Below are 15,927 nucleotides of genomic sequence, written 5' to 3'. Positions count from 1 at the left end.
GCTTTTGCTGTTTTGGCAGCTCGCTTTGCACTCCCACTGAAGTCTACTTGGCCACATAGTCGTGCGGGTGCAGCGGGTGGGCCGGCTGATCCACGGCCACCGCTGTGTTGGCCCCCGGCACCGCCTTGCGGGCAAACAGCGTGTACATGGTGGGCACCACAAAAATGGTGAGCAGCGTGCCCAGCGACATGCCGCCCACAATCACCCAGCCGATCTGGGTGCGCGTTTCGGCACCAGCACCAGTGGCCAAAGCCAGAGGAATGGCACCCAGCACCATGGCCCCCGTGGTCATCAGGATGGGGCGCAGTCGCTGGGCCGAGGCCTTGACCAGCGCGTCCACCATCTCCATGCCCTCTTCGCGCAGCTGGTTGGTGAACTCCACGATCAGGATGCCGTGTTTGGTGATCAGGCCCACCAGCGTGATCAGCCCGATCTGCGAATAGACGTTGAGCGAGCCGCCGCTCCACTTGAGCGCCAGCAGCGCACCGATCATCGACAGCGGCACCGACACCATGATGACCAGCGGGTCGATGAAGCTTTCGAACTGCGCGGCAAGCACCAGGAAGATGAACACCAGCGCCAGCACAAACACCACGCCCAGCGCGCCTTGCGAGTTCTTGAACTCCCGCGAGGTGTCGTTCAGGTCGGTGGTGTAGCCGGGCTTGAGCACCTTGGCCGCCGTCTCGTTCATGAAGGTGATGGCCTGGCCCAGCGAGTAGTCGGACGACAGGTTAGCCGTGATGGTGGCCGAGCGGCGCTGGCCAAAGTGGTTCAGCTCGCGCGGGCTCACGCTTTCGCGCACGTTGACCAGGCTGGTCAGCGGGATCATCGCGTCGTTGCGGCCGCGCACATAGATGGTGTCGATGTTTTCAGGCGTGGTGCGGCCCCGGGCCTCGGTCTGCACGATCACGTCGTACTGCTCGGCATCGCGTTTGTAACGTGTGACGGTGCGGCCGCCCAGCATGGTCTCGATGGCTTTGGCCACCACTTCCACGCTCACCCCCAGGTCGGCGGCGCGTTCACGGTTGACTTCGATGCGCAGCTCGGGCTTGTTCAGGCGCAAGTCCACGTCGGGGGACACGATGCCGGGGTTCTGCGCGATCTCGGCCATGAATGCGGCCACCACCTTGCTCAGGTTCTCGTAGCTGTCCGAGGTCTGGATCACGTAGGTGAGGGGTCGCGAGCGAAAGCCCTGGCCCAGCGACGGCGGTGTGATCAGAAAAGCATTCACGCCGGGCAGGCCCGCCACCTTGGGCTGCACCTCCTTGGCCAGGGCCAGCGTGGTGCGGTCGCGCTTTTCCCAGTCCACGGTGCGGTAGATGACGCTGCCCTGTGCCACCGTGGGGTTGCCGATGTTGGCAAACACGCGGTCGAATTCGGGGTAGGTGTTGCCGATCTTTTCCAGCTCCAGCGCATACCGGTTGGTGTAGTCCAGCGTGGCGCCGTCGGGCGCGGTCACACTGGCCAAAATGGTGCCCCGGTCTTCCAGCGGCGACAGCTCCTGCCGCATGCTGGGGAAGACCAGCACCAGCGCCGCGCCGCTGAGGGCCATGACGCCCAGCACGATCCAGCGGGCCTGGAACAGCGCACCCCGCACGCCACTGCGCCCCGCGCCCGCCCCACCCCAGCGGGCCGTGACGAGCCAGCGCAGCAGGCGGCCATAGGCGTCCGACAGGGCCGTGAGCCAACGCTCCATGGAGCGGTCAAACCAGTTGGGATTCGGGTTGTGCTTGAGCAGCAGTGAACACATCATGGGCGAGAGCGTCAGGGCCACAAAGCCCGACACCACCACGGCCCCGGCCAGCGCCAGTGCAAACTCCACAAACAGGCGCCCCGTGCGGCCTGGCGTGAATGCGAGCGGCGCATACACCGCCACCAGCGTGAGCGTCATGGCCACGATGGCAAAGCCGATTTCACGGGCACCCTTGATGGCGGCCGAGAACGGGTCAAGCCCCTCTTCGATGTGGCGGTAGATGTTCTCCAGCATCACGATGGCGTCGTCCACCACCAGGCCAATGGCCAGCACCAGCGCCAGCAGCGTGAGCGTGTTGATCGAAAAGCCCGCCAGTGCCATCAGCGCAAAACTGCCCACCAGGCTGACCGGGATGGTGATGATGGGGATGATGGACGCCCGGAAGGTGCGCAAGAACACAAAGATCACCAGGGCCACCAGCACAACGGCCTCAATGATGGTGGAGTACACGCTCTTGATGGAGCGGTCGATGAACAGCGAGTTGTCGTTGGCAATGTCGATGCCGATGTCTGGCGGCAAGTCGGCCTTGAGCAGGGGGATCATGGCGCGCACGCCCTTGGACAGCTCCAGCGGGTTGGCCGTGGCCTGGCGGATCACGCCCACCGAGATGGCATCGCGCCCGTTGAGCCGCACGCGGCTGCGGTCGCTGGCGGGGCCTTCTTCCACCCGCGCCACATCGCGCACACGCACCGAGAACCCGTTGACCGTGCGAATCACGATGTCGGAAAACTGGGCTGGGGTTTTCAGGTCGGTCTGCGAGGTCACGCTGAACTCGCGCTGTTGCGACTCGATGCGGCCCGCGGGCAGCTCCAGGTTGTTGCGGCGGATGGCGTCTTCCACGTCCTGCGTGGTCAGGCGGTAACCGGCCATGCGTTCGGGGTCCAGCCACACCCGCATGGCGTATTTGCGCTCGCCGTAAATCGGCACGTCGGCCACGCCGGTCACGGTCTGCAAACGGGGCTTGACGATGCGATTGATGAGGTCGTTGACCTCCAGCGGGGTGCGCGTGTCGCTGCTGAAGGCGAGCCACAGCACGGGCGATGCATCGGCCTCCACCTTGGCAATCACGGGCTCATCCACCGCGAGCGGCAGGCGGTTGCGCACACGGGCGGTGCGGTCGCGTACTTCAGCGGCGGCGTTGTCAGCGTCCTTCTCCAGGCGAAAGCGCACGCTGATCTGGCTTTGCTCGGCCCGGCTGATGGAGGTGATCACATCCACGGCGTCGATACCGGCGATGGAGTCTTCGAGCGGCTTGGTCACCTGCGATTCGATGACCTCGGCCGACGCGCCCGCATACCGCACGCTGACGGTCACCACGGGTTCGTCGATCTTGGGGTATTCGCGCACCGACAGGCGTGTGAAGCTCACCGCGCCAATCAACAGCACCAGCAGTGACAGCACGGTGGCAAACACCGGCCGGCGGATGGAGATTTCAGCGAGTTGCATGGCAGTCCAGAGGCATCAGAGGGTGACGACAGGCAGTCCGTCAGACGGGAGGGCGGCTGCCAGTGGGCGTGGACCGGCTGGAGGTTCCGGCCAGCTGGCAAGGGTTGGGGCCGGGCAGCGGATCGGTTTCGCTGCGAGCCGCCATCATGCTGGCCCCCGAGGGGGCGGCAGCAGGAGATGGAGATGCCGATGCCACAGAGGCGCTCGGCGCAGGCGCAGGCGCATCAGCCACTGGTGCTGCCTTTTGGCCCGCCCCAGTCGCAGCACCTGAAGCGCCCGAAGCCGACCGCGTTGCCGCGGCCGCCGCACCACCGTTGCCCTGCTTGCCCAGCTCCACCACGCGCACCTCGGTGCCGTCCTTGCGGATGCGCTGCTGGCCCGCCGTGACCACCAGGTCTCCAGCGCTCAAGCCGTCCACCACCTCCACCCACCCAGGTGAACGGACGCCCAGTTTGACCGGCGTGCGGCGCGTCACCTTGCTACTGGGCTCCTTGCCTTCCACCACTTTGAGCACATAGGGGCTGGTGCCGTCAGGCACGATGGCTTCCTCGGGCACCACAAGCGCGTCGCTGCGTTCGGAAAACACGGTCGTCACCCGCGCGAACATGCCGGGGCGCAGCTGTAGGCGGCGGTTGTCGATGCAGCCACGCACCGCGATGGCCCGCCCATCCGCATCGATCTGTGGGCTGATGGCCTGCACCACGGCGGCGTAACGCGCGCCCGGTAGTGCATCAAACGTGACCTGCGCGGTCTGCCCCGGGCGCACCTTGCCCTGCAACCGCTCGGGCAGGCGGAAATCGACATACACCGCATCAAGGTCTTCGATGTTGACGATATCGGCCCCGTCCTTGAGGTAGTCGCCCACGTTCACGCCCCGAATGCCTGCGATGCCATCGAACGGGGCCAGGATCTTGAGGCGCTGGGCCGTGGCCTGGGCCAAAGCCAGCTTGGCCTGGGCCACTTCGAGGTTGGCCGCACTCTCGTCCACCGAACGCTGGCTGATGAAGCCCTGGGCCACCAGCTCCTGATTGCGCTTGTGGTTGGCCCGCGCAATCGACAACTCGGCCTGGCTTTGCTGGATCTGCGCACGCGGCAACTGGTCATCCAGCTGCACCAGCACTTGCCCGCGCCGCACACGCTGGCCGTCACGGAAGTTGAGCTGGGTGACGCGCCCGCCCACCTCGGGCCGCAGCATCACGCTCTGGCGCGACCGCAGGCTTCCCACGGCTTCGGCATCGTCGCGCAGCGCCATCTGCCGCACGGTCACCGTTTCCACGGCCACGGGGCGGCCAGAACCAGCGGGCGCGGTGCCACCAGCCGATGCGCCAGCGCCTGCACCGCCCGCCCCGGCCTCGGTACGCTGCTGCGGCTGCACGGGCTTCTGCAGCCACCAGGCAGCGCCCGATGCGGCAGCGATGCCGATGACAGCGAAAACGAGGTACTTGTACTTGCTCTTGGACGCCATGGGTCAATCAATCCAGTGAGGTGGGATGCGCAGTCACACAATGTAACAGTGGGTGTGTGCAGCCGCAGCCACCCGCAGCAATATCCCGGAGCATTCGCCGCTGGTGTGTGATGGCCGTACTGGCCGCATTGGACGCGGGCGCAAAAAAAGCCTCCGAAGAGGCTTGCATGCGGTGAGCAGCTGGCGATGGATCTACCTGCGGCCCAGGGCCTGGTCCACGCCCCGGTTGGCCAGCGCGTCGGCCCGCTCATTGCCCGGGTCGCCCGAATGCCCTTTCACCCAGCGCCATTCGATCCGGTGTCCGCCGGTGCTGACCAGCGCATCCAGCCGCTGCCACAGCTCCACGTTCTTGACCGGCTGCTTGGAGGCCGTGCGCCAGCCCTTGGCCTTCCAGCCATGGATCCACTCGGTAATGCCCTTGCGCACGTACTCGCTGTCCAGGTACAGCGTCACGGCACAGGGGCGCTTGAGGGCCGACAGCGCCTCGATCACCGCCATCAGCTCCATGCGGTTGTTGGTGGTACCCAGTTCGCCGCCAAACAGCTCTTTTTCGGTCGCGCCAGAGCGCAGCAACACGCCCCACCCGCCGGGGCCCGGATTGCCTTTGCAGGCGCCATCGGTGTAAATATCTACCTGGTTCAAACTCTGTTCCTGACAATGAGGTGGATGGTTGCCATGACGAGGCATGGAAGCCCACGGCAACCGCGAAAGGCTGTGCTCAAGGCTTGTGCCGGGCTGCAGTGGGCGCAGTGCGCGAAGGATTCACCCCGCTTTGAGACACCCGGTTGGCGATGGGCACGGTGCCTGCAGCACGCTGGCGGTGGGTGCGCCAGGCGGGCTCCAGCAAGCGCATGCCATGCACCCGTTTGACGGCCACCAGAAAATACGCGGCACCCAGAATGGGCCACCATTTCTCGCCCAAAGGGTCCATCCAGCCAAAACGCTCCAGCCACTGCGCGCTGCGCACCGCTGGACGATAACAGCCAAATCGGGCAGATTCGACCTCGAAGTTCAAAAGCCGCAGCCAATCGCGCAGGCGGCGATAGCCGATGAACTCGCCCACGTCGGGCAGGTACAGCGTGCCCCGCCCCAGGCGCTGGTACAGCCGCGCGCGCCGCTGCCGCAGGCCCCACAGGCTGGTGGGGTTCAGGCCGCTGATGACCACACGCCCTTCAGGGACCAGCACCCGCTCCACCTCGCGCAGCGCGGCATGGGGGTCAATGCTCAACTCCAGCGTGTGGGGCAACACCAGCAGGTCCAGGCTCGCTGCGGGGAAGGGCAAGGCCACAGGCTCGGTGAGCAGGTCCACCGCGCGGCGCTGCAGCGGCCCATCGTCATCACCGGTCTCCACAAAGGCGATGGAGCCCTCCGCGGCCTCCTGCCCCATCGCAAGCCACTGGTGGGGCATGCGGTTGGCGCGCAGGCCGTCCAGCAGCGGCATGCCGAGCTGGAGACTGTGATAGCCAAAAATATCGGCCACCGCCTCGTCAAAGCGTGCCTGCTCCCATGCGAGCAGGTAGCGGCCAGGGGGGGAGTCGAACCAGTGGTGCAAACCTATAATTTGATCGCTCATGAACTTGCTACCGCTGCCCGCCTTTACCGACAACTACATCTGGATGCTGCACGACGGCCGCCAGGCCATCGTTGTGGACCCGGGAGAAGCCGCGCCGGTGGAGCAGGCCTTGCACCGCTGGGGCCTGTCATTGCAAGCCATTCTAGTCACGCACCACCATGCCGATCATGTCGGCGGAGTCGATGCCCTGCGCCAAGCCACCGGGGCACAGGTGTATGGCCCAGCGCGGGAGCGCATGCCCGAGCCGCTGGAGCGGCTGGCGCAAGGCGATACCGTCAACGCGCTGGGGCTTCAGTTCCAGGTCATCGACGTGCCAGGGCACACGGCGGGCCACATTGCCTACTACTGCCCCGAGATGGACGGAGCGCCCCTGCTTTTTTGTGGCGATACGCTGTTCTCAGGCGGTTGTGGCCGGCTGTTTGAAGGCACACCTGCGCAAATGCTCGACTCGCTGGACCGGCTGGCGGCACTGCCTGGCAACACCCGGGTGTGTTGCACCCACGAGTACACACTGTCTAACCTGAAGTTTGCGCGGGCCGTGGAACCTGGCAACGCCGCCCTGCTCCACTACAGCAGCCGATGCGAAGCCCTGCGGGCGCAGAACCAGCCCACACTGCCTTCGCACATGGCGCTGGAGCGAGACATCAACCCCTTTCTGCGCGTGCGGCAGGACCCGGTGGCGCAAGCCGCCCAGGGCTACGACGCGCAGGTGCCCCTTGACGACGCCGTAGCGGTGCTGGCCGCGCTGCGTCAATGGAAAAACGAGTTCCGATGAAAATTTTGCACATTGCCTGCCTGGCCGGCCTTCTGTGGCTGACAGGCTGCGCCACTACGGGCTCGACGCCCGACCAGGCTTCCGCCAGCGGAAACACCACCAGCACCAAGGGCCCTGCGTCGCCCCACACCCCTGTCATCCCCAACGGCCCGCTCAAACCCATCACTGCCGCGCAAGCCACGAGTGGCGAGGTGGCATCGCTCTCGGCCCCCGCCGACTTGTGGGACCGCATCCGGCGTGGCTTTGCCATGCCCGACCTGCAGCATGAGCTGGTACAGGACCGCGAGCAGTGGTACGCCACGCGCCCCGACTACATGCAGCGCATGACGGAGCGTTCCAGCAAGTACCTGTTCCATATTGTTGAAGAGCTGGAACGCCGGGGGATGCCGACCGAACTGGCGCTGCTGCCCTACATTGAAAGCGCGTTCAACCCCCAGGCCGTATCGAGCGCCAAGGCCGCAGGCATGTGGCAGTTCATGCCTGCCACGGGCAATTATTTCGACCTCAAGCAGAACGCCTTCCGCGACGACCGTCGCGACGTGCTGGCGTCCACCCGGGCGGCACTCGACTACCTGCAAAAACTCTACGGCATGTTTGGCGACTGGCACCTTGCCCTGGCCGCCTATAACTGGGGTGAAGGCAGCGTAAGCCGGGCCATTGCCCGCAACCAGAAGCTGGGCCTGGGCACCACTTACACCGACCTGAACATGCCCGCGGAAACCCGCATGTATGTGCCCAAGCTGCAGGCCGTCAAGAACATCGTGGCCAACCCCGATGCCTTCCGCACCGAGCTGCCCCTGATCGAGAACCACCCCTACTTCCAGACCGTGGACATCACGCACGACATCGATGTGTCGCTGGTGGCCACACTGGCGGGTATTCGCGAGGAAGACTTCCGTGCCCTCAACCCGTCGTACAAGCGACCCGTGATCCTCGCCGCCGGGACGCCGCAAATCCTGCTGCCCTGGGACAACGCCAAGGTCTTCCAGCGCAACCTGGAGGCCAAGCGTGAAGGCCAGTACGCGAGCTGGACCGTGTGGTCTGTGCCCACCACCATGACGGTGGCTGAGGCGGCACAACGTGCCGGCATGAGCGAGGCGGATCTGCGCAGCATGAACAACATCCCGCCGCGCATGCTGATCAAGGCGGGCTCGGCGCTGATGGTGCCCCGCTCCACCACCACCCGGCAAGACGTGTCGTCCCACTTGGCCGACAACGGCCAGCTGAGCCTTACCCCCGAGATCGTCACCCGCCGCACCACGGTGCGGGCCGGCAAGGGCGACACGGTGGCCAGCATTGCGCGGCGCTACAAGTTGGCAGCCGCCAACGTGGCGGACTGGAACGATGTGCGGGCGAATGCCGCATTCAAGGTAGGCCAGCAGATTGTGGTGTACCTGCCGGTACGCCAGAGTCAGGCGCGCAGCAGCGGCGGCAGCGCTCGCGCATCGGCCGCCCCCGCGGGCAAACGCCAGGCTCCAGCGCCTGCGCGGCGTGGCGGATCCCCCTCCAAGGTCAAACGCCGCTGAGCCGCAGGCGCCTCAGTAAAGCCACCTGGGCCCGGCGAAGCCCGGCATTGCTTGGCCGGTCGCTGGGCCCCCGCATCAGAACCGGAGCGTGTGCATGCCCAGCAGCCCCAGGATTCCCATGATGATGAGATAAAGCGCCACGATGGTGCTGAGCAAACGCGGCATGACCAGAATGAGGATGCCTGCGATCAGGGAGACGAGCGGGCCGATGCTGAGGCTCAGCGACATGGTGGATAGTCCTTGAAAAATGGCACGGGAATGGCGCAGCACAAGTGCTGCGTGTGTAGCCTGCGCAATGCGTATCGCACGGTGTGATTGCGGTGCAGTGGCAGGTGGGCAGGCGGCTGACACTGTAGTCGATGCCAGGGCCCTCAGAGCCTGTTGACGGTCTCGCAGGAGAGGTAAGCAGGCCCTTGGGGTCTCCCGCCGCAGCGGCTTGTCAGACGCTGTACTTTTGGCGGGCTTTGCGCACCAGATCGTTGCTGGACGTACGCGCCAGTTCGACCTTGGCCTCGGCCAGTTCGGGCAACACGCGCGACAACACCCGCAGTGCGGTAGCCGGGCCTTCGTCCGGCATCAGGCCGTTGGTGGAGTAGGTCTCGCGCACCCGGCTGAACGCCGCCAGATAGAGCCCCCGGTCGCCCATCAGGTAGGCGGGAGGCACCGCCTTCACCAGGTCTGCCGGTGCTGCCGTCTGCAGCCACTTGAGCGCATGCACAACGCCATTGACCAATGCCTGGGCCTGGGCAGGCTGCTTCTGGATGAAGGCCTGCGGGGCATACAGGCAACTGGCGGGCATGGTGCCACCGAACATGTCCTGCGCTGCCTTGAGAGAGCGCAGATCGCCCACGATGCGGGTGTCAGCCTTTTGCTCCAGCAAGGTCATGATGGGATCGGCATGGCACAGTGCATGCACCTGGCCGGAACGCAGCGCGTTCATGGCATTGGTGCCCGAGCCCACCCCCACAAAACCCACATCGCGCAACGGCACGCCCGCACGCATCAGCATCAGGCTGGCTGCCAGGTGGGTGGATGAGCCCACCGACGACACCCCCACCTTGCGCCCCGCCAGGTCGCCCAGGTCCTTGTACGCAGGCACCGACCGCAGGGACACACCCAGCGCCAGCTGCGGGGCCCGCCCCTGCAGCACCAGCGCACGGTATGCATGACCTCGCGCCTGCGCACGCAACACGTGCTCGAAGGCACCGGAACAGACATCTGCCGCACCGTCCTGTACCGCCTGCCAAGCAAGCGCTCCCGCAGAATAGTCCCGCACCACCACGTCCAGGCCTTCCTGGCGGAAGTACCCCAGCGCATCGGCCAGCGCCAGCGGCAGGTGGTACAGAACGCCCTGCCCTCCGACCGCCACGGTCACCCGCCCGAGAGCAGCACCATCGGTCTGCGCACGCACCCGGATGGCAGGCGCCCACACCGCAGCCGCCGACAAGGCAGATACGGCGCCAAAGGCGCGGCGGGTGAGTGGAGGCAGGGACATGGAATCAGGCAAAAAGACAATGCTGCATTGCAACAATCGTGCCGCAGCACAGGCGAAACCGCATCAGGGTGAATCCCTGCGGGTTACTACGTACCGAGATAGACAGCCTTCAACCGCAGCACACCGCAAGACGGGTGGCGCGCCCCCCGGGGCGCTCAACGGTAACCGATGAACAGGATGGCAATATTGACCAGAAAACCACCGGCCCAGACTGCGCTGCGGGCCATCGGCATGTCGGCCACGTACATCATCACGTAGAAGATGCGCAGGAAGACATACAACAACGCCAGCAGGTCCAGCAACGTCTGCCCCGCGCCCAGCAGGTGCGCAATGATGACCGCGCCGATGAAAAACGGCAGCGCTTCAAAGCTGTTGGCCTGCGCTGCGTTGGCGCGTCCGCGCCAGTCGGTCTGCCGCGAGAGCCAGCCGCGCGGATCGTGGTTGTCAAAACCGCCTTCTTTGCGGGACTTGCCAAAGTTGCCACTTTTGGCCAACCAGGCACAAGCGATGGGCAGCAGTGCTGCGAACAGCACGCACCAATAGGCCACGGTGAACCGCGCGACGTGCAAGGTGGTATTCATTTTCGAGGCTTTTGAGGGCAACAGCGCAGCAAATACAAGCGCTGGTAGCTATTAAATTGAGAGTATTTTAGCCGCAGACATTGTCGGGGCGACGGGCTGGCAGGCGCCTTGGCGTCACCGGCGATCCACCAGCGCATGCGCGATCGTTCCCAGGTCCACGTACTCCAGCTCACTGCCGACAGGCACGCCGCGCGCGAGCCGCGTGACATGCAACCCACGGCTCTTCAGCGCCTCGCTGATCACATGCGCAGTCGCCTCCCCCTCGGCATTGAAGTTGGTGGCCAGGATCACCTCCTGAACGGTGCCATCCGTGGCGCGCTCCATGAGCTTGTGCAGGCCGATCTCCTTGGGACCGACACCATCGAGCGGGCTGAGCCGCCCCATCAACACGAAGTACAACCCCTTGAAGGCCCCCGTGCGCTCCAGCGCAGACTGGTCAGCGGGCGTCTCCACCACACACAGCCGCGTGGCATCGCGGTCAGGGTCCAGGCAGGTGCTGCACACCTCCGCCTCGGTGAAGGTATGACAACGCGCGCAGTGGTGCACCGTGCCCACCGCTTCCGAGAGCGCACGCGACAGGGTCAGCGCGCCTTCGCGATCGTGCTGCAACAGATGAAACGCCATGCGCTGCGCAGACTTCACCCCCACCCCCGGCAACCGGCGCAGAGCCTGGATCAAAACGTCGAGGGAGTTGGTGGTGGACATGGAAACGAGCGGTGCAGGAAAGATGCGAGGAACGAGCGGGGCAAGGCTTCGACAAGCTCAGCCCCAAAGGATGCCAGCAAAACAACAGGCATGTGGTCCTTGCCTTCACACCCCGCCCTCAAGGGCGTAGCGAGCGGGATCAGCTGCCAGGCGGACGGAGCACAGCCACCGGAACGTACTTGAAGTACGCGAGGATGGCGAGCACCGCCCAACGACGCAGATGGCCCGCTCGGTAGCTAACCCTCAGAAAGGGAATTTCATGCCGCCGGGGAGGCCTGGCATACCTTGCGTCAGCTTGCCCATCTTCTCCGAAGATGTCTCCTCCGCCTTGCGCACCGCCGCATTGAACGCAGCCGCCACCAGGTCTTCCAGCATGTCCTTGTCTTCGGCCAGCAGGCTCGGGTCGATGGTGATGCGCTTGACGTCGTGCTTGCAGGTCATGACCACCTTCACCAGGCCCGCGCCCGATTCGCCTTCCACTTCAATGAAGGCCAGCTCGTCTTGGGCCTTCTTGAGGTTGTCCTGCATGGCCTGGGCTTGCTTCATCAGGCCGGCGAGTTGTCCTTTGTTGAACATGGTGTGGTTTCCTTTGCTTTCTTTCTGGTTGATCGATTCCCACGTGGGGACTGAAATTCAGTATCCGAAATTCACGGTATTGTGCTTTGCACCGTTAGCGGCCATCGAAACTGCCGCTGCCCAGACCAGTGCTCCCGCGCAAGGGCCGCCCCGCCGCGCTGGGAGCGTTCCCCTCCCGCGAAGCGAGAGAGGGGGAAGGCGCCGAAGGCGACTCAGGGGGTGTTTCATCTCACGCGGGCTTGATACTGCCCGGCACGATTCTCGCGCCGTAGTCACGCATCAGCGATTGCACGAAGGGATCGTTGTGCACGATTTCTTCCGCGCGGCGTTGGCGCTCGGCGGCGGCGGCGGCGTTGCGACGGGCGGGGCTGTCGATGACCACGCCCACTTCCACGCTGATCTGGGTCGCATGGCCCGCAGCTTCAAGGGCCGCACGCAGGCGCTCGCGCGCCGTGGGCTGGTTGAGCGATTCGCGCTCGACGCGCAACAGCCAGTGACCACCGTCGCGGGCCACCAGCTGCGACTGCAGGGCCAGTTCGCGCACCAGAGCCGTGATGGCCTCTGCTGCCACCAGTTGCTGCACCGTGGCATGCCAGACGTCCCCCTCTTCGGTGGGGGTGTAGCGGGCAGATACCGGGGTCGGTGCAGACAGTGGAAGCGGCTGCAACCGCTCGCCGGGCTCGGGGGACTCACGCACCGGGATTGCTACATATTCAGGAGCATTCTGTGCTTTGAATGATTGCGCTACACCGGGATTTTGATCAAACCTCTCGGTGGTGCGTACCGGCAACGCCGTGGCAGCGGGTGCAGCCGCAGTGGTCACAGTACCGGGCTCGTCAGAACCTGGCCATGGGGGTGGCTCAGAATCGTTGAACGACTCTGACGGATGGTCTCCGGCGCCAGAAGGTGCGGTGCCTGCAGCGACTGCTTGAACGGGGGCCGGAACTGCAGGCGCGGGGGCCGCAGACGGGACTTGCTGGGCAGCACGCACCGGAGCTGCAGGCGCCGACGGTACAGGCAGGGCCTGGGGGGGCTTCACCGCTGCCCCTCCCACAGGCCCTGGCGTGGCCACCACTGCAGCAGGGGCTGCAGCAGTTGATGCAACAGCGCCTGAGGGGGGCGTTTCAGCCCGCGTCAGAGTTTTTTTTTCAGCCGATTCGCCGATGCCGCTGGCAGGCTTGAAGGCCAGCAGGCGCAGCAGCACCATGGTGAGTGCCGCGTACTCGTCGGGCGCCAGGCCCAACTCGCCGCGCCCGTGCAGGCACAGGCTGTAGAGCAACTGCGTTTCATCGGCGGGCATCAGTGCAGACAGGCGGGCTGTTTCAGCAGCCTCGGGGTCGTCTGCGTCCACGGCACCGGCCATCTGGGGCACGGCCTGGAACACGGCCATGCGCTGCAGCACGGCACTCATCTCTTCGAGCGTGGAGGCGGCAGACAGCCCGTTCATGCGCAGCGTGTCCGAGGTCTCCACCACGGTTTTCCCGTCACCCTGGGCGAGCGCTTCGATGAGCCGGAACACATAGGAGCGGTCCACCGCACCCAGCATCTGGCGCACACCGGCTTCCTGCAGCTGGCCGCTGCCAAAGGCAATGGCCTGATCGGTCAGCGACAGTGCATCGCGCATGGAGCCGCGCGCAGCGCGCGAGAGCAGGCGCAGCGCCTGGGGCTCGGCAGGCACGTTCTCGGTCGCCAGCACCTGCGTGAGGTGCGAGAGGACGGTTTCAGGCGCCATGGGGCGCAGGTTGAACTGCAGGCAACGGCTCAGCACCGTGACCGGCACCTTCTGCGGGTCGGTCGTGGCCAGCACAAACTTGAGGTACTCAGGCGGCTCTTCCAGCGTCTTGAGCATGGCGTTGAACGCCGTGTTGGTCAGCATGTGCACTTCGTCGATCATGAAGACCTTGAAGCGCCCCTGCACCGGCTTGTAGACCGCCTGCTCCAGCAGGCTTTGCACTTCGTCCACGCCCCGATTGGAGGCCGCGTCCAGCTCGGTGTAGTCCACAAAGCGGCCGCTGTCGATGTCGGTGCAGGCCTGGCACACGCCGCAGGGCGTAGCGGTGATGCCGCCAGTGCCGTCCGCCCCCTGGCAGTTGAGCGACTTGGCCAGGATGCGCGACACCGTGGTCTTGCCCACGCCGCGCGTACCGGTAAACAGGTAGGCGTGGTGCAGGCGCTGCTGGGTCAGCGCATTCGACAAGGCCTGGACCACATGTTCCTGCCCCACCATCTCGGTGAAATTGCGGGGACGGTACTTGCGGGCGAGCACGAGGTAGGACATGCGGGCGATTCTACGGGCTGGGCCATGCGCCCCTGGCGCCGCCAGGGCAAACAAAACAGCCGCTGAAAAATCAGGGCCTCCATCCGACGTACAATCAGCGGTGACGGGCCTCCTCGCATGGTGAAGCGGCCAACCGGGTCAGGTGGGGAACCAAGCAGCCCTAACTGTGGAGTCAGTGCCGGGGGTAAGGCTCGTCAACTTCTTTTTTTTGCGCGGTCGCGCAAAAATTCCCATATCCAGCATTTCCGTAGTGCGCCTCAGCGCCTTCTCATTCCGTTTCCAAATCATTCGTGTCTAGGCGCGAAGCCGCAGACAGTGCTGTAGCACGGCAAGGCGAAGCAACAACGACACGGGTGATTTCGAGACGGAATCAAGCCCCTGCGGACTGCCCCAGCCAGCGCAGCGCCCCCTCTCCCGCCACACGGCCGCTGGCCATGCTGGCGGTCAGCAGATAGCCCCCGGTGGGCGCCTCCCAGTCCAGCATTTCGCCCGCGCAAAACACACCTGGTAACGCCGTCGCCATGAGGTGTGCGTCCATCGCTTCAAAAGCCACACCGCCCGCCGTGCTGATGGCCTCGTCCAGCGGGCGCGTGGCCACCACGGTGATGGGTAAGGCTTTGATGGCATGGGCCAGTGCCACGGGGTCGTTCATTCCGTCCTTGCCCAGGTGTTCGTACAGGATGCCCGCCTTGATGCCATCCAGGCCCAGGCGGCTCTTGAGGTGGCTGGAGAGCGACCGGGAACCGCGCGGGTGGCGCACTTCCACCAGCACGCGCTCAGGCGCATGGTCGGGCAGCAGGTCGAGGTGGAACGTGGCGTGGCCATGGGCCTCCACCTCGTCGCGCAGCAGGTGCGACGCGGCATAGACCAGGCTGCCTTCCACCCCTGTGGCCGTGACCACAAACTCGCCCCGGCGGCTGAAGCTGTGGCCCCGGCTGTCGGTAAAGCTGAGCGCCACGGTCTTGAAGGGCTGGCCCACAAACTTCTCGGCAAAATGCGGCGTCCAGCCCACGGTGGGCGCAGGCGTGCGGCCCAGCAGCTCCTGCAGAAAGGCGCGGCGCGTCTCGCCCGCAGGTGCGTCTGCACGCAGCACATCAAAGCCGCAGTTGGACGGGCGCAGCGGCGCCACGGCCACACCCTGCTGCGCCAGCAGCGGCACCCAGGCACCGTCAGACCCCAGGCGTGCCCAGCTGCCGCCGCCCAGCGCCAGCACCACCGCCTTGGCCGCCACCCGCACCTCGCCAGCCGGTGCGGTAAAGCGCAGCGCCCCCTCCTCGGCCCAGCCCAGCCAGCGGTGGCGCATGTGGAACAGAACCCCTTGCCCGCGCAGGCGCTGCAGCCAAGCGCGCAGCAGCGGCGCGGCCTTCATGTCGGTGGGGAACACGCGGCCCGAGGTGCCCACAAAGGTCTCCACCCCCAGCCCCTGCGCCCAAGCGCGCAGCTCAGGGCCGCCAAAAGCCTGAATCAGAGGCTCAATCTGTGGTTCGCGCCCGGCATAGCGACTCACAAAAGGCGCGTGCGGCTCGGAATGCGTGAGGTTGAGCCCGCCCTTGCCCGCGAGCAGAAACTTGCGGCCCACCGAAGGCATGGCGTCAAACACGTGCACGGCCACCCCCGCCTGGGCCAACACCTCTGCGGCCATGAGACCCGCCGGACCACCGCCGACGACGGCCACGTCGCACTGCAAAGCCTCCGCAGACTGGGCAAGTGCAGGGGATGTATCGGAAGGAGGAAGGGGGTGGGACACGTAAGGG

Annotated in this window: 13 protein-coding genes and 1 other RNA gene; 3 read left to right on the top strand and 11 right to left on the bottom strand. The window is 65.6% G+C overall.

Features of this window, described 5'->3' with window-relative positions:
• Positions 1 to 43 precede the first annotated feature (43 nt).
• The 4 genes from C8C95_RS18465 to C8C95_RS18450 form a co-directional block, all read right to left on the bottom strand.
• The gene (locus tag C8C95_RS18465) at positions 44 to 3,199 is read right to left on the bottom strand and encodes an efflux RND transporter permease subunit (RefSeq protein ID WP_116749529.1); all 3,156 of its coding nucleotides are present in this window, start codon (positions 3,197 to 3,199) and stop codon (positions 44 to 46) included.
• Between the two features lie 40 nt (positions 3,200 to 3,239).
• Entirely contained in the window at positions 3,240 to 4,664 is a 1,425-nt protein-coding gene (locus tag C8C95_RS18460) for an efflux RND transporter periplasmic adaptor subunit (RefSeq protein ID WP_116749528.1), read from the bottom strand.
• Between the two features lie 192 nt (positions 4,665 to 4,856).
• Complete coding sequence (rnhA, locus tag C8C95_RS18455; RefSeq protein ID WP_116749527.1) at positions 4,857 to 5,306, bottom strand: ribonuclease HI; 450 nt, start codon at positions 5,304 to 5,306, stop codon at positions 4,857 to 4,859.
• Positions 5,307 to 5,382: 76 nt separating this feature from the next.
• The gene (locus tag C8C95_RS18450) at positions 5,383 to 6,237 is read right to left on the bottom strand and encodes a methyltransferase domain-containing protein (protein WP_243415719.1); all 855 of its coding nucleotides are present in this window, start codon (positions 6,235 to 6,237) and stop codon (positions 5,383 to 5,385) included.
• On the opposite strand from C8C95_RS18450, the gene gloB reads away from it, so the two are divergent.
• Together gloB and C8C95_RS18440 are read left to right on the top strand one after the other, a co-directional pair.
• Positions 6,236 to 7,012 (top strand): hydroxyacylglutathione hydrolase, encoded by a 777-nt coding sequence (gloB, locus tag C8C95_RS18445; RefSeq protein WP_116749525.1) that lies wholly within the window; start codon positions 6,236 to 6,238, stop codon positions 7,010 to 7,012. The genes C8C95_RS18450 and gloB overlap by 2 nt on opposite strands.
• Positions 7,009 to 8,538: a transglycosylase SLT domain-containing protein gene (locus C8C95_RS18440; RefSeq protein WP_056743559.1), complete on the top strand. Its 1,530-nt coding sequence runs from the start codon at positions 7,009 to 7,011 to the stop codon at positions 8,536 to 8,538. The genes gloB and C8C95_RS18440 overlap by 4 nt, the downstream gene beginning before the upstream one ends.
• A gap of 75 nt (positions 8,539 to 8,613) precedes the next feature.
• Here C8C95_RS18440 and C8C95_RS18435 read toward each other — a convergent pair whose 3' ends face one another.
• From C8C95_RS18435 to dnaX, 6 genes are all read right to left on the bottom strand, one after another.
• Positions 8,614 to 8,766 (bottom strand): DUF3096 domain-containing protein, encoded by a 153-nt coding sequence (locus tag C8C95_RS18435; protein WP_015013605.1) that lies wholly within the window; start codon positions 8,764 to 8,766, stop codon positions 8,614 to 8,616.
• 211 nt (positions 8,767 to 8,977) lie between these two features.
• On the bottom strand, positions 8,978 to 10,033 hold the full coding sequence (locus C8C95_RS18430; RefSeq protein ID WP_116749524.1) for an ABC transporter substrate-binding protein: 1,056 nt from the start codon (positions 10,031 to 10,033) through the stop codon (positions 8,978 to 8,980).
• Positions 10,034 to 10,188: 155 nt separating this feature from the next.
• On the bottom strand, positions 10,189 to 10,614 hold the full coding sequence (locus C8C95_RS18425; protein ID WP_056743563.1) for an MAPEG family protein: 426 nt from the start codon (positions 10,612 to 10,614) through the stop codon (positions 10,189 to 10,191).
• Between the two features lie 114 nt (positions 10,615 to 10,728).
• On the bottom strand, positions 10,729 to 11,319 hold the full coding sequence (gene recR, locus C8C95_RS18420; RefSeq protein WP_056743565.1) for a recombination mediator RecR: 591 nt from the start codon (positions 11,317 to 11,319) through the stop codon (positions 10,729 to 10,731).
• A 243-nt stretch (positions 11,320 to 11,562) separates the two neighbouring features.
• Complete coding sequence (locus tag C8C95_RS18415; protein WP_055398201.1) at positions 11,563 to 11,895, bottom strand: YbaB/EbfC family nucleoid-associated protein; 333 nt, start codon at positions 11,893 to 11,895, stop codon at positions 11,563 to 11,565.
• Between the two features lie 229 nt (positions 11,896 to 12,124).
• The gene (gene dnaX / locus C8C95_RS18410) at positions 12,125 to 14,173 is read right to left on the bottom strand and encodes a DNA polymerase III subunit gamma/tau (protein ID WP_116749523.1); all 2,049 of its coding nucleotides are present in this window, start codon (positions 14,171 to 14,173) and stop codon (positions 12,125 to 12,127) included.
• A gap of 102 nt (positions 14,174 to 14,275) precedes the next feature.
• On the opposite strand from dnaX, the gene ffs reads away from it, so the two are divergent.
• Positions 14,276 to 14,372: signal recognition particle sRNA small type (gene ffs / locus C8C95_RS18405), an RNA gene on the top strand.
• 171 nt (positions 14,373 to 14,543) lie between these two features.
• Here ffs and C8C95_RS18400 read toward each other — a convergent pair.
• Complete coding sequence (locus C8C95_RS18400) at positions 14,544 to 15,860, bottom strand: TIGR03862 family flavoprotein (protein ID WP_116749522.1); 1,317 nt, start codon at positions 15,858 to 15,860, stop codon at positions 14,544 to 14,546.
• Positions 15,861 to 15,927: the final 67 nt, after the last annotated feature.

It is taken from the genome of Acidovorax sp. 99, from assembly GCF_003096455.1.
GTDB classification, from domain to species: domain Bacteria; phylum Pseudomonadota; class Gammaproteobacteria; order Burkholderiales; family Burkholderiaceae_C; genus Acidovorax; species Acidovorax delafieldii.
The sequence above is the reverse complement of the archived record's forward strand: the minus strand, read 5'-3'. Positions and strand labels throughout refer to the sequence as shown.